Consider the following 14,146-nt stretch of genomic DNA (forward strand, 5'->3'; position numbering starts at 1 on the left):
GGCGCGGTTGTCTTCGGCACCGCCCTGCTGAGACCGAACGCTCAGGTTCCAGACACGGCGACCGTCGCGGCGTCCTCGCGGTCCGCACGCAGCGTGTAGAACCCGTAGGCGGCGACGATGCTCAGGCAGACACCCACCGTCACATAGGAGAACGACGCTGAGGTGCGGTCCATGATCCACCCTTGAACCAGAGGCATCGTAGCGCCACCGATAATGGCCATGACCAGACCGGCGGCCCCGAACTTAGTGTCCTCCCCCAATCCCTTGAGCGCCTCACCGTAGATGGTGGGGAACAGCAGCGAGATGCTGGCCGACATCATCGCCACTGCAACGGCTCCAGCGATATTGACACTCACCATAGCGAACAGCGACAGACCGACACCGAACAGGCACATGACGATCATGAGCTTGCGGGCATCGAATCGTCCCATAAGCCCCACCATGAGAAAACGGAAGACCAGGAAGACGATGAGACTCGCCTGCAACCAGTATCCGGCGACCTTGTCCGACACCCCCAGAGCATCTGTGACGTAGTGAAGGGTGAAGGTCCAGATGCAAGTCTGAGCCGCAATGTTGAAGAACTGGGCAACGACCCCGAAGCTGTAGCGCTTATTGCCCAGCAGTCGCGTGAGCCGTCCACCAGATGAGGTCTCTTGCCCCGAGGTGGCCACAGGCGCCTCAGTCACCTTGACAAAGGCGATCGACGCCGCCAGAGCGATGTAGAACAGACTGAGTGCCACGAAGGGCCCCATGACGGCCTGCAGCTCGGAGGAGCGGGTGGACAGCAGCTCGGCCTCACTCATGGACGCTCGCTGCTCCGCCGTCGCGGGATTGACGTAGGGCAGGATGAGCGTCGTCGCAATCAGCACCCCAAGGTTGGATCCAATGGGGTTGAAGGCCTGAGCGAAGTTGAGACGCCGCGTGGCATTGTGCTCCGGCCCCATCGACATGACGAAGGGGTTGGCGCTGGTCTCCAGAATGGACAGTCCCGAGGCCAGGGTGAATAACGCGGCCAGGAACATCGAGTAGGTCATGACGTGGGACGCAGGGATGAACAAAAGTCCCCCCGCGGCGGCCAGGCCGAGCCCGATGAGGACCCCTCCCTTGTATCCCAGACGACTGTTGATGAAGGCCGCCGGGATCGCCAGGCAGAAGTAGGCTCCGTAGTAGGCCGACTGCACCAAGGAGGACTGGGCATTGTTCATGGAGAAGACCGAACGGAAGACCTTGACCAGCGGCGCGGTCATATCTCCAGCCATTCCCCACGCCGCGAAGCAGGAGACCAGCAGACAGAAGGGCAGCACCATGCCGGGATACAGGAACCCCCGCTTGGTCGCCCCCTCCCGGACAGGGGTCTCCTCAGCCACGGACTCACGGATCGCAGTCATCACAGCACGCCCTTCTTGAGAATGAGATTGCCGTAGAGGGCGGTCTCCCCGGTGAGGACGACGGCGTAGACGCTGGGGGTGTAGTCGTAGAAGGCCATGCGCTCAATCGTCTTGACGCTCACCGGTCCGGCATCCTTCTCGGCCTCGTTCCAGATCTGCTCGTAGACGTCCCACACCGGAGGCCGAGGGTCGTCGCCCACCGTCTCCATGAGGGCCACCTGGTAGCTGCTGTAGCGGTCCAGGGGCATGAGCGTGAGGATGGACCGCAGCAGGTCGGGGATCCCCAGGCCGTCGGCCCGCACTGTAGTGGGGTGGAGGTGATGCCCGGGGAAGTTCGCATCGGCCAGGAGAATCTCATCCCCATGGCCCATCTCGAGCAGGATCTTGACGAGTTCGGGTGACAGGTTGGCGGGAATGTTGCGGAGCATCGTTGCTCCTTTCGTGTGGTGGGTGTTCAGTTCAATGTGTGGTTGCGCTCGACGTGCCTGGCGGTCAGTCGGCGGTGGCGTTGCCCAGCCGTTCCTGCATGGCGTCGAAGGCGCCGGGATCGGCGATGGTCCCGGAGGCCTCGACCTCCACGGAGCCGATGCTGCGGCGCAGCACCTCACCGCGAGCACTCGGGTCGAGGACCTCGGCGGCCTCGAGCTGGGCGAGGATGTTGCCCAGGGCACTGGCCTCCGGCGTGCCCACGATGACCCGACGGTGGCAGGCCGCCGCCGTCATGGCCGGCAGGAGGCTGTTACGAGCCCCGCCTCCCACCAGGTGGATCGGTGCCGCCGGGTCCAGCTGGTCGCCGACGACGTCCTGCAGCCCCTGGGCGTAGGCGGCGTGGGCGCAGGCGAGCGACTCGAGGATGAGCCGGACCGTCTGCGCCGGCCCCTCGGGAGCCACCTTGTAGTGACTGCGGCACCACTGAGCGATCTTGTCCGGCATGTCACCGGGACTGGCGAAGAGCTCATCATCGGGGTCGATGACGACCCCGAGGGAGGCGCAGTCTCCCGCCGCCTCGACCAGTGCACCGGTGTCGGGCTCGTTCCAGGCTCGCTGGCACTCCTGGAGCAGCCAGAAGCCGGTGAGGTTGCGCAGCAGCCGGATGCCTCCGTCAGTGCGCACCTCGTTGGTCAGTCCGGCCCGCAGCGCCGCTGCGTCCAGGACGGGGCTGGGAACCGCCGCCCCGATGAGGCTCCAAGATCCCGAGGAGATGAACAGGCGCACCTCGTCACCGGCCAGACCGAGCGCATGGACGGCGCAGGCGGTGTCGTGCCCGCCGGGACGTACGATGGTGATCCCCTCCGGGGTCGTCCCGGCCACCGTGGCGTCGTCGACGAGCGGGGGCATCCACCCCTCGGGAATCCCACTGGCCTGGAGCACGCGAGCGGACCACTCTCGCGCCCCGGGTGAGGCGAGCCCGGTGGTCGAGGCGATCGCCCGCCCCGCCTGCGCGGGGGCCCCGAGCAGGCGGGCCACGAGGTCGGGCAGGGGCAGGAAGCGATCCACGCGATCGATGAGGTCGGGCTCCTGCCTCAGGTCCGCGTAGAGCTGGTAGACCGTGTTGATCTGCTGGGGCAGGATGCCGGTCTCTTTCCAAGCCGTCTCCGCAGGGAGTGCCCGGTCCAGGTCCGCGGCCCAGCGGGCCATGCGCCGGTCCCGGTAGGCGCGAGGGGCGCGCAGCAGCTCTCCGTGGGCGTCGAGCAGGCCGTAGTCCACTCCCCAGGTGTCGATGCCGATGGAGTCGGGGGCCCGCCCCAGGCGCTGCGTCGCCATGGCGATGCTCCGACGAACACCATCCATGATGCGCTCGAGGTCCCAGGTGAGGGTGCCGTGGTCGTCCACCGCCTGGTGGTGGAGGCGGAAGACCTCCTCGGTGCTGATGACCCCCTGCCGGTAGGTCCCCAGGACCGCTCGCACGGAGCTGGAGCCGAGGTCGAGGGCAAGGGCGTGGTGCTCGCCGGTGCTCGTCATGGCGGCACTCCGTCAGCGGTAGAGAGGACCGAAGGTGGCGCAGGCCCGGAAGTCGGCGCTCTCGGGCTCGGCGGTACCGAAGGGCACCCAGGCCTTGGGGCGCAGGATCCTCTCGCGCTCGACGTTGTGCATGTAGACGGGGATGCGCAGCATCGAGGCCAGGGTGATGAGGTCGGCGCCGAAGTGTCCGTAGCCGGTGGCCGTGTGGTTGGCGCCCCAGTTGGCCATCCAGTCATAGACGGAGGTGAAGGCGCCCTGGCCGGTCAGGCGCGGGACGAAGAAGGTCGTCGGCCACGTCGGGTCGGTACGGTTGACGACCTGGTCACGCACGTCGTCGGGTAGCTCCACGGTCCAGCCCTCGGCGATCTGGAGGACCGGCCCCTGACCGGCCACGAAGTTCAGGCGGGTCGCGGTGACGGGCATGTTGCCGGCGGTGGTGAAGTGCGTGGAGAATCCGCCTCCTGGGAAGTACTCACGGGTGGCGGCGTGGAAGGTGGAGGCCTTCAGATCCGCCTCGATGTCCGCCTCGGTGATCTCCCACCAGTGCTTGATGATGGGGTTGCCCCCGGCGTCCTTCTCCTGGCCGGTGGCGTTGAGGGTGGTGGCCCCGGAGTTGCGCAGGTCGATGAAACCGTTCTCCGCGCATCCCTCGAGCTTGTAGCCGGTGACCCGCTCAACGGCCTCGGGGCTCCAGTAGGTGCGCACGTCGCTGAAGAGCTGGGGGCGGTGGGTCAGGACGGAGTTGAAGAGCATGGCCACGGCGTTGCCGGCATCGCCCTCCGTGGCGAAAACCTTCTCGGGCCGCTTGCCGTTCCAGTCGAAGGTGGTGTTGAGGAAGGTCTCGAGGATGTCGCCGTTGGGCTTGTAGTCCGTCCACTGACGCTGCCCCTGGAAGCCCGCCGCGATGGCGTCATGACCCTCGGCCTCCTCGACGAAGCCGAGATCGGCCAGGGCGGGGTTGCCCTCCATGAGGTCGCGGCCGATGAGAAGCATCTTGATGCAGTAGTCGAACTGCTCGTCGTACTCCTCCTGGGTGAAGCGGTTGGCCTCAGGGTTGCGGTTCTCCCCGATGGTGAGGTGCTCCCGGGCCCAGGCCAGGGCGGTCTCGTACTCCTGGTGGTCGTAGATGCCGTGGGCGATACGGCGGTCGATCTCGATCATGTCGATGTACTCGGCACGCATGCCCAGGTAGTCGACGAAGAACTGCTCGGGGACGCGGCAGCCGGCGATCCCCATGGAGACGGTCCCGATCGAGAGGTAGCTGCGCCCCTTCATGAGGCCGACCCCCAGGGCGGCGCGCGCGTAGCGCAGGATGTTCTCAACGACGTCGTCGGTCAGGCCCGAGTCGTCGGCGTCCTGCACGTCGTGGCCGTAGATGCCGAAGCAGGGGATGCCCAGCATGTTGTAGGCGGCGGCCGCGGCGGCCAGGGTCACGGCCCCGGGACGCTCGGTGCCGTTGAAGCCCCAGATGGCGTGCGGGATGGAGGGGTCGAGGTCGAGGACCTCGGTGATGTAGTTCCAGGAGGCGGTGACAGTCAGGTCGGCGCACACGTTCTCGGTGCGGAACTGCTCCTTGCAGCGGTTGGCCTCGGCCACGCCCCCGATCGCGGTCTCGGAGACCACGCAGCGCACCGGGCTGCCGTCGGGGTAAGTCAGGTGCGAGGAGATGAGCTCGGCGACATCCTTGGCCAGCTGAGCGGTCTTGTCCTCGAGGGACTCCCTCACGCCACGACGGCGCCCGTCAATGAGGGGACGGATTCCGATGGCGGGGTAGGACGCAGCGGACATGGCAAGTTTCCTTTCACTGGGCGACGATGACCAGGACCCACATTGATGTGAGCGCAAACATAGGATGCCCCTGACCGAACGGTCATGTCAAGCATGAAACCAGAAACGCGAAATCGTAGACATGAGAGCGCCAACATGAGACGATGCCTCGGTACCACTTCTGACGCAACGGGGCGCGCAGCGGTACGCCCCGGGGAAAGAGCCCATCATGCTTCTCAACGACGCTCGACAGCAGATCGCCGATGCCTGCTCCCACTTGTCCGACGACGGCCTGGTCGTCGGCACCGCCGGCAACCTGTCCGTTCGGGAGGGGGACCTGGTCGCCATCACCCCCTCGGGGCTGCCCTACCAGGAGATGCGCCCCGACCTGGTCGCCGTGGTCGAGTACGCCACCGGCAAGCAGGTCGAGGGGCCGCTCAAGCCCGCCAGCGAGCTGGACCTGCACCTGACCGCGCTGCGGGCGACCGGACAGATGTCGGTCGTGCACACCCACTCCTATGCGGCCACTACCGTGGCCAGCCTCGAGGGCGTGAGCGCGCTCCCGGCCGTGCACTACTACATCTGCATGTTCGGTGGCAGCGACGTGCGAGTGGCCGACTACGCCATCTACGGCTCCCCCGAGCTGGCCACCAATGTCGCCAAGGCCCTCAAGGGACGCACCGCGGCCCTCATGAGCAACCACGGCTCCGTGGTGACCGGGCCGGACCTGGCCTCCACCTACGTCCTGGCCCAGGAACTGGAGTGGGTCTGCGAGCTCTACCTGCGCACGCTCACCGTCGGCACCCCCAAGATCCTCACCGACGAGCAGATCGAGGCGGTCGCGTGCAAGATCCGGGACACCGGCTACGGTCAGCACGCCCCGGCCGAGGAGGGCTGAGCGCAGCAGCCACAAGGGAAGCGGGCTGCGGGCCGGGTAGGGTCTGTCCCATGACGAGGATCGTGGCCGGAACCGTGGGCGGACGCAGGATCGAGGTGCCCCGGTCCGGGACGCGCCCCACCTCCGAGCGCGTCCGCGAGGCTCTATTCGCCCGCCTGGACCACTACGGGGTACTCGACGGCGCCCGGGTGCTGGACCTGTGCGCGGGTTCCGGGGCCCTGGGTCTGGAGGCCGCGAGCCGGGGGGCCGGCGAGGTCACGCTCGTGGACTCCTCGCGCGGTGCGTCGCAGACCTGCCAGCGCAACATCCGCTCACTGGGCCTGGGCGGGGTGTCGGCGGTGACCGCGAAGGCGGCCGCCTTCCTGGCCGGCGCGGCGGGCGCCCCGGTGGATCTGGTGCTGCTCGACCCGCCCTACGAGCTGAGCGAGGAGGAGCTCACCGCGATCCTCACCCCCCTGGTCCGCAGCGAGGACCCGTGGCTGGCGCCGCGCGCCGTCGTCGTCGTCGAGCGCTCGACGCGCTCGCCGGAACCCACCTGGCCGGCGGGGTTGGAGCGCTTCGCGGACAAGCGGTACGGCGAGACCACGATCTGGTTCGCAGAACCGGCCTGAGCCGGGGGCGCTCCCCGGCTCTTGCCCTGGCGCTTCACGCTCTTTCGAGGAAGGCCTGGGATTCCTCGTCGAGGCGCTCGGCGATCGCCGCGGCCAGGGCCCGGTGCCCGCTCAGCTGCGGATCGGCGGCCACGATCCGCTCGGCCTGACGTCTCGCGGTGGCGATGAGGCGGGCGTCGCGGGTGACGCGCAGCAGGTCCAGCCCGGAGGCGCGACCCGACTGCGAGGCCCCCAGGACGTCGCCCTCGCTGCGCAGCTCGAGGTCGGCCTCGGCCAGCGCGAATCCGTCCGTGGTGGAGGCGAAGGCCTTGAGCCGGTGGAATGCGGTGGAGCCGACCTGCGCACCGGTGACCGCCACGCACAGGGACGGCCTGCTGCTGCGCCCGACCCGCCCGCGCAGCTGGTGGAGCTGGGACAGGCCGAAGCGGTCGGCGTCCAGGATGACCATCATGGAGGCCTCGGGCACGTCCACCCCCACCTCGACGACGGTGGTGGACACCAGGACCGGGGTGACGCCCGAGGCGAAGTCAGCCATGGCGGCCGCCTTGTCCTCACTGCTCATGCGCCCGGTGAGGATCCCGACGTCGACGCCCTCCAGGGCCGGCTCATCGTCTAGTCGCTGCCTCCACTCCTCGACGGCGGCCAGTGGGCGGTCAGGATGCGAGCCGTCCCCGTCCTCCGCGAGCGGCTCCTCCCCCGACCCGCCATCAGCGTCGAAAGCCGCTGTGCCTTCCGCCTGCTCCTGTCGAGGCTCGTCGTCGACCTCGATCCGTGGGCACACGACGTAGACCCGTCCTCCGGAGGCGACCTCGGAGGCCGCGCGCCGCCAGATGCCCTCCACCCAGGAGGTGCGCGACCACGGGACGAGGTGGGTGGGAACGGCGCTGCGCCCGGCAGGCAGCTCGTCCAGGACGGAAGTGGCCAGGTCCCCGAAGACCGTCATGGCGATGGTGCGCGGAATCGGGGTGGCGGTCATGACCAGGAGGTGGGGAGTGCGACTGCGGCCGGTGGCCGGGTCGGTGAGACCGCCGCGCTCGCGCAGGGCGTCACGCTGGGCGACGCCGAAGCGGTGCTGCTCGTCGACGACGACCAGGCCGAGGAAGGGGATCTGCACCGTGTCGGACAGCAGGGCGTGGGTCCCCACGACGATCGCCGGCTCACCGGCGGCCAGCTCGGCGAGGATCCGACGGCGCTGAGCGGCGGGGGTGGAGCCGGTCAGCAGGTGGACGCGGGTGGCGCGTTCGGCGCCACCGAGCATCCCGAGGCGGGCCATGGGCCCCAGGACCGCTTCCAGCGAGGAGTGGTGCTGGGCGGCGAGGACCTCGGTGGGGGCCAGGAGGGCGGCCTGCCCTCCACCTCCGACCACCTGAAGCATGGCGCGCAGAGCCACGAGGGTCTTGCCACTCCCCACGTCGCCCTGGAGAAGGCGCTGCATGGGAACGGTGCGGGCCAGGTCGGCGGAGATCTCCTGACCGACCCGCACCTGGCCGGCGGTCAGGTCGTATGGCAGGCGGGCGTCGAGGTCCGCTCTCAGGGAGTCCTCCGCCTCCGGTACGGGCCAGGCGACCGCGGTGCGGGTCGCCTCATGGTGGGCTCGGCGCTGAGCCAGGGCGACCTGCAAGATGAGGGCCTCCTCGTGGCGCAGCCGTTTCCGGGCGGCCTTCCACTGCTGGCAGTCCTCGGGCCGGTGCACCCAGCGGTAGGCGGTGTAGGCATCGACCAGCCCCGCCTCGCGCCGCAGCTCCTCGGGGAGAGGATCGGCGACGTCGCCCGGCTCCAGCTGGTCCAAAACGATGCGCACCGCCTTGGCCACCAACCAGGACGGGAGGGCCTCCGTACCCGGGTAGATGGGCATGGGGCGGGCCAGCAGGGCCTCACGCTCGTCCTCGTCGAGCTCGTCGAGGACGTACAGGCGCGGGTTGGACAGCTGCTTGCGTCCGCGGTGGAGTCCCACCTTACCGCTGAGCAGGACGGTGGTTCCGGGGGCCAGCTGGGCCGCTCGGGCACGCATCTGCCCCGCAGCACCGAACTGGACGAGGTCCATGGTGGAGGCGCCGTCGGTGACGGTGGCCTCCATGAGGGCCGGGACCCGGCCGGAGCGGGTGCGCCGGGAGGAGGCGCGCACGACCCGGGCCTGGACGGTGGCCTGCTCGCCCTCGACGAGGGTACGCATGTCGGTCAGCTCCCCCCAGGTGTCGTAGCGCCGAGGCAGCAGGCGCAGCAGATCCGCTCCGGTCTCCACCCCCTGCTTGGCGAGCTGGACGGCCGTGCGCTTTCCCACGAGCCGGGTCACAGGACGCTCGAGCGGGCCGACGCTGCCGGGGCGGGGCGTGCGGGTTGAGCGATCAGACGAGCCGGACACGACCCCACCCTATGACGAAGGAGCCTGGGTGCCGTTCATGACCCGAGGGCGCCTGCAGATGCGGGCGCTTTCAGGGCATCGCAGCACGGAGAGACGGCTACTCGATGGCGATGAGGACGTCAGGGTGCTCCTGTCCACCCGCATGGACGGCGACCTCCACGTCCTCACCGACCACGTGCCCCCGGGCCCCTACCGCCGCGCTGGCGGCCAGGGCGCCGACGTCACGGCCGGCGTTGCGGCCGGTGATGACGGTGAGCAGCTCATCGGAGGGCCGCAGCGCCGAGGCCACGGCGCGAGCCACGGCCTCGGCGTCGGCCTGGGCTCCGTCGAGGGCGATGGTGCGTAGCCCCGCGGCGGCGCTCCAGGCGCGGCGCGCCAGGTCGGTCAGCTCGGCCTCCTCGCCCCTGCCGGCCAGGGCCACCGCCGCGGCCAGGACCCGGGCCTCGTCGTCGGTGTCGCACACGAGGAGCTGAATGCCCTCGGCCGCATAGCGCTCCGGCTGTCCCCCGACACGGGCGGTCTCGCGAGCGGCGCCCGCCTGACGGGTCCCCGCCGGTGGGCGGACGGTGGAGACCGCGGAGCGGGCCGCGAGGAAGCGGGCGGCGTCGTGGGCCGCCTCGGTGCAGGCGGCGTCGCAGGGCAGCACGATGACCTGGGAGGCCCCCAGGTCCGCGGCGGCTCGGGCGATCCCCTCCCGATCCGGGTTGAGGACGACGGCGGCGTCGGAGCGGGCCAGCTGCTCAATGAGCCCGGGAGCCCGGGTGCAGGCGATGACACCGACGCCGGACTGCCGCGAGCGCACGGCCAGATGCGGGGCCTGCGCCGGCGCGGGGCGGGGGGCGGCCGCCTGGGAGGGGTGCATGCGCACCGACTTCGCCTTGCGCTCGGCCCGGCGCGCGGCCAGGCGCTCGAAGGAGACCACGTGACCCGTGGGGTCGGAGTCGAGCGCCCCCCACGGAGACGGGGGCTCGTCGGTGGAGCTCACCAGGGCGGTGGGGTGGAGGTGGTGGATGCAGATCTGGCGGGCGCGGCCCGCGTGCGGCAGGGCGGCACGCGGAGTGTCGGTGTGGACGTGGACCTGGTAGAGGCCCACCCCCAGGGCGTCCGGGGTGCCGACGACGCCCACGGAGTCACCGATGCGCTCCAGGTCCTGGCGCAGCTGACCGGCCTGGACCGCGGTCGCCTCCAGCAGGTACATCACCTCGAACTCGCCGGTGGACATGCCCAGGGGCTCGGGACCGATACTGTGCGGCACCCCGCCTGCGGCCAGGTCGGTGAGCATCTGGCGGGCGACGGCGGTGTAGGGGGCGTGCTCGTCAGCGTCCTGCTGGCCCTGGCGCAGCTCCGGGGCGTCAGTCGTCGTGGGGTCCGCATCCTGCATCGCGTCGATGGTGTCCGACAGGCAGGTCAGCAGCAGCATGAAGGCCGCTCCCCCGGCATCCACCGGGCCGTGCCCGAGGCCGGAGGTCTCCACGACGGACTCCTGGGCGCCGAAGGCGGCGGCAGCGGCGATGAGGCTCAGGGTCGCGGGGGAGCTCGCGGTCGCCTCCTCCAGGGCGGAGCGGGCGGCCGTGGCCGCGTCTCGAGCGACTGACAGCAGGGTCCCCGAGACCGGACGGGAGACCGCCGCCCAGGTGGTGTCCGCCATGGCCTCGTAGACGTGCACGAGCTCGACGGGGCGCAGGCCAGTGGGATCCGGGGCCTCGGCGCAGACGTCGGCGAAGGCGGCCAGGGCCTGGGAGACCAGAAGACCCGAGTTCCCGCGGGCTCCCCGGACCGCGCCGTCGGCTGCGGCGCGGGCCACCTGGGCGGCATCAGCGGCCCGCCCCAGGCGGTGGAAGGCGTCGGAGGCCGAGCGCAGGGTGAGCAGGACGTTGGTTCCGGTATCCGCATCCGGCACGGGGAAGACATTGAGGACGTCCACCAGGTCCCGAGTCTGATCGGCAACGATCTCCGCCAGCGCGATCCAGCGCCGCACTGCTGCCCCCTGCAGCACCTGGGCCCCTGAGACAGGGGTAACGGGGCGGCGTCCTTGAGACTGCGCCATCTTCGCCTCCCCTGCATCCCGGCTACGACCAACACACCATGTGTCTCACGCTGCGAACACCTTCTGTTCCATTGCATGATCTGCATATGTGCAGGCGTTCAGCGAGCCTGGTTCATGGCTGGGCCGAGCCTTTGGTTTGATATGTGGTTTCAGAGTACCTGTCCGAACACATTCCTCCCACCGGAGCGAGACGCCCGCACCAGGACCACGCCCGGGGCGGCGGGGAGCCGAAGGGGCATTCGGGACTTCGGCGCGCTGGTCAGGCCGCTACCACCACATCCGGCTAGGGCACACGTTCATCACTTAATGATATTCGTCACATTTCCTGCTGAGTCCACACTTGCTCCCCGGGTCTCAAGCGTGATGGCATGTGCTCGAACGCACGCCAAGGCGGCTTGGGACGCCACATGCAGGTCCGCTATTGTGTTCGGGTTGCCCGGCGCGTCGCGCTTGGGCGGTAAGACCTGGCGCCAGGCATCGGCCTGAGCGTTGAAGCATTGAAGATCAGGAGTGAGACCGTGGCTGCTGTGTGCGACGTTTGCGGCAAGGGCCCCATCTTCGGCAAGAGCGTCTCGCACTCCCACGTGCGGACCAACCGCCGGTGGAACCCCAACATCCAGCGTGTGCGTGCTCTCGTCAATGGCGCCCCCAAGCGCCTCAACGTGTGCACGTCCTGCCTCAAGGCCGGGAAGGTGACGCGCAACATCTGAGCGCATCACCTCGAGTCCTTCGAGCACGGGGCCGCCGCTGCGCAAGCAGTCGGCGGCCTTTGTCGTGCCCCGTATTCCTCACGGGTTACGGCCCGTCAGGTGTGGGAGAAGTGGTCCCACCCGGTGTGCTCCTGCGCGGGTTGTCCTGCCAGGAGGACGCCCGGTCGGCGCTCCGGCACCTGGGCCGGTGAGGACTGCGGGCTCAGGACCCGGCCGATCACCCGGGCCCCGGCGGGCAGCCGATCGAAGGCGTCTGCTGGGACGGTGGCGAGCAGTCCGTGGTCCTCTCCCCCGGTGAGCAACCAGCTGCGGGCCAGGTCGCGAGCGGCTGATCCGTCGTGGCCGCTCACGAGCGCGGCCACCGGCTCGAGGAAGGACGCGTCCGGCAGGTCGCCGGGATCATCGAGCTCGATGACGACGCCGCTGGCGCGGGCGATCCGACCGGCGTCGCGCAGCAGCCCGTCGGAGACGTCCAGCATGGAGGTGGCGCCGGCCAGTGCCAGCTCTCGACCCGCGGCCAGGGGCGGGGCGGGGGCGCGGAAGGCCTCGATACAGGCTTGGGCCCGGGGATGCTCCTGACCTGAGGGGAGAGCGCCGCTCGCGCCTGATGCACAGTCGGTGCCCGCGCTGAGCAGGGCGAGTCCCGCCGCGCTGCGTCCCAGGGTTCCAACGTGCACGACGGCGTCACCGGGCCTCGCCCCGCTTCGCAGAACCGGGGCCCTGCCCTCAAGGTCGCCCAGGACCGTGACGGACACGATCAGTGAGTCACCGGAGCTGAGATCGCCACCCACGACGCCCGCCCCGCAGGGCTCACAGCCCTGGGCCAGTCCTCGGGCGAAGTCCCGCACCCAGCCGACCGGGGTGGCCGCAGGCATGACCAGGCCGACGACGAGCGCGACGGGCCTGGCGCCCATGGCGGCGGCGTCGGCGAGGTTCTGGGCAGCGGCCCTCGCCCCGACGTCGCGGCCCGTGGACCACTGGGTGCGGAAGTGGCGCCCCTCGACCAGGACGTCGGTGCTCACCGCCGTGCGCGAGTCGGGAAAGGACAGGACCGCGCAGTCATCCCCGATGCCGACGGGGGCCTGCGGGCCGCGGGGCAGGAGGGGGGTGACGACGGCGAGAAGCTCCTCCTCGCTGAGGTCACCGACCCGCACATCCTCCCCCGCTGCCTCTGCGCCGGCTGGGGCCTGCTCAGCGGTTGACATCGGTGGAGCGGGCCACGGCCAGCTCGATGAGCTCGGAGACCAGCTCGGTGTAGCCCAGCCCGGAGACCTGCCACATGTAGGGGTACATGGAGAAGGGGGTGAATCCGGGCATCGTGTTGATCTCGTTGACGACCGCCTCACCGGCATCGGTGAGGAAGAAGTCGACGCGGGCCAGTCCCTCGCAGCCGAGTGCCTCGAAGGCCCGGGCGGCAGTATCCATGAGGAGTGCGCGTTCCTCAGGGCCGATGCGCGCCGGGCAGACCATGGCGACGGCGTCGTGGGCCAGGTACTTGGTCTGGTAGTCGTAGAACTCGCCGGCGCCCTGGGAGGCGTCCATGGCGATCTCGCCGGGCTCAGCCACCCGGGGGGCGTCGTCGCCGCGGCCCTGAAGGACGGCGACCTCGACCTCGCGTCCGACGATACCGCTCTCCACGAGGACCTTGGGGTCGACCGCGCGGGCCGTCTCAATGGCCTCGGGGAGGTCCTCAGGGCGGTCGACCTTGCTGATTCCCAGGGAGGAGCCGGCGCGAGCGGGCTTGACGAACAGGGGGTAGGTCAGGGACCGGCAGGCCTCCAGGATCGCCTCGGGGTCGCGCTTCCAGGCGTGGGGGCCGACGACGACGTGCGGCGCCGTGGCGATGCCCGCGGCCCCCAGGAGCACCTTGGTGACCTGCTTGTCCATGCCCGCGGCGCTGGCCAGCACCCCGCAGCCGACGTAGGGAAGACCCATCATCTCCAGCATGCCCTGGATGGTTCCGTCCTCGCCGTAAGGCCCGTGCAGCAGCGGCAGGACGACGTCGACCCGCCCCAGGACCTCAGGCCCCGTGGGGCCGAGTACCGTGAGCTCGCCGCCTCCCAGGGGGGCGCTGAGCCTCCCCCGCCCCAGGCCCTCGGCGGTGATGGTCACCGGGGGACGGTTGTCGCTGAGCTCGAGGGCGGCCGGATCGTCCTCGACGAGCAGCCATTGGCCCTCGGGCGTGATACCCACCGGAAGAACCTCGTAGCGGTCGCGGTCGATGGCTGACAGGACACCGGCGGCGGTGGCGCAGGAGATCGTGTGCTCGCCGCTGCGTCCGCCGAAGACGACGGCAACACGCACTGTGGACTTGTCAGAGCTGGGCACGGAGGGGCCGGTTTCCTGGAGGGCTGTCATAGGCCCCACGCTACCGCGCGGCGCCCCACATGCTGATAACGCA

At 69.9% G+C, this 14,146-nt stretch carries 11 protein-coding genes; 3 read left to right on the forward strand and 8 right to left on the reverse strand.

The features are described from left to right. Positions 1–41 precede the first annotated feature (41 nt). From fucP to BKH20_RS09130, 4 genes are all read right to left on the reverse strand, one after another. On the reverse strand, positions 42–1,388 hold the full coding sequence (gene fucP, locus BKH20_RS09115) for an L-fucose:H+ symporter permease (protein ID WP_075390792.1): 1,347 nt from the start codon (positions 1,386–1,388) through the stop codon (positions 42–44). Beyond that, positions 1,388–1,816 carry an RbsD/FucU family protein gene (locus tag BKH20_RS09120; RefSeq protein ID WP_003781586.1) on the reverse strand — a complete coding sequence of 143 codons (429 nt, stop codon included), beginning with the start codon at positions 1,814–1,816 and terminating at the stop codon, positions 1,388–1,390. Before BKH20_RS09120 ends, fucP begins: the two co-directional genes overlap by 1 nt. Positions 1,817–1,880: 64 nt before the next feature. Next, entirely contained in the window at positions 1,881–3,350 is a 1,470-nt protein-coding gene (locus BKH20_RS09125) for a rhamnulokinase (RefSeq protein WP_075390793.1), read from the reverse strand. Positions 3,351–3,362: 12 nt separating this feature from the next. Then, positions 3,363–5,138, reverse strand: a complete 1,776-nt coding sequence (locus BKH20_RS09130) for an L-fucose isomerase (RefSeq protein WP_075390794.1) — start codon at positions 5,136–5,138, stop codon at positions 3,363–3,365. A gap of 208 nt (positions 5,139–5,346) precedes the next feature. Here BKH20_RS09130 and BKH20_RS09135 point away from each other — a divergent pair, with 208 nt between their 5' ends. Together BKH20_RS09135 and rsmD are read left to right on the forward strand one after the other, a co-directional pair. Then, positions 5,347–6,015 carry a class II aldolase/adducin family protein gene (locus BKH20_RS09135; protein WP_075390795.1) on the forward strand — a complete coding sequence of 223 codons (669 nt, stop codon included), beginning with the start codon at positions 5,347–5,349 and terminating at the stop codon, positions 6,013–6,015. Positions 6,016–6,065: 50 nt separating this feature from the next. Then, positions 6,066–6,626 carry a 16S rRNA (guanine(966)-N(2))-methyltransferase RsmD gene (gene rsmD, locus BKH20_RS09140; RefSeq protein ID WP_075390796.1) on the forward strand — a complete coding sequence of 187 codons (561 nt, stop codon included), beginning with the start codon at positions 6,066–6,068 and terminating at the stop codon, positions 6,624–6,626. Positions 6,627–6,660: 34 nt separating this feature from the next. Here the strand turns inward: rsmD and BKH20_RS09145 are convergent, their stop codons facing one another. Next, positions 6,661–8,919, reverse strand: coding sequence for an ATP-dependent DNA helicase RecG (locus BKH20_RS09145; RefSeq protein WP_075390797.1), 2,259 nt, complete (start codon positions 8,917–8,919; stop codon positions 6,661–6,663). A 166-nt stretch (positions 8,920–9,085) separates the two neighbouring features. Next, entirely contained in the window at positions 9,086–11,035 is a 1,950-nt protein-coding gene (locus BKH20_RS09150; RefSeq protein WP_075390798.1) for a DAK2 domain-containing protein, read from the reverse strand. A gap of 518 nt (positions 11,036–11,553) precedes the next feature. Here BKH20_RS09150 and rpmB point away from each other — a divergent pair. Continuing rightward, positions 11,554–11,745: a 50S ribosomal protein L28 gene (gene rpmB / locus BKH20_RS09155; RefSeq protein WP_003785965.1), complete on the forward strand. Its 192-nt coding sequence runs from the start codon at positions 11,554–11,556 to the stop codon at positions 11,743–11,745. Between the two features lie 95 nt (positions 11,746–11,840). Here the strand turns inward: rpmB and BKH20_RS09160 are convergent, their stop codons facing one another. Together BKH20_RS09160 and BKH20_RS09165 are read right to left on the reverse strand one after the other, a co-directional pair. After that, positions 11,841–12,950 (reverse strand): thiamine-phosphate kinase, encoded by a 1,110-nt coding sequence (locus tag BKH20_RS09160; protein ID WP_075390799.1) that lies wholly within the window; start codon positions 12,948–12,950, stop codon positions 11,841–11,843. Further along, positions 12,937–14,103, reverse strand: a complete 1,167-nt coding sequence (locus BKH20_RS09165; protein WP_075390800.1) for a D-alanine--D-alanine ligase family protein — start codon at positions 14,101–14,103, stop codon at positions 12,937–12,939. The genes BKH20_RS09160 and BKH20_RS09165 overlap by 14 nt, the downstream gene beginning before the upstream one ends. Positions 14,104–14,146: the final 43 nt, after the last annotated feature.

Origin of the sequence: Actinomyces oris (assembly GCF_001937445.1) — a bacterium.
GTDB classification, from domain to species: Bacteria; Actinomycetota; Actinomycetes; order Actinomycetales; family Actinomycetaceae; genus Actinomyces; species Actinomyces acetigenes.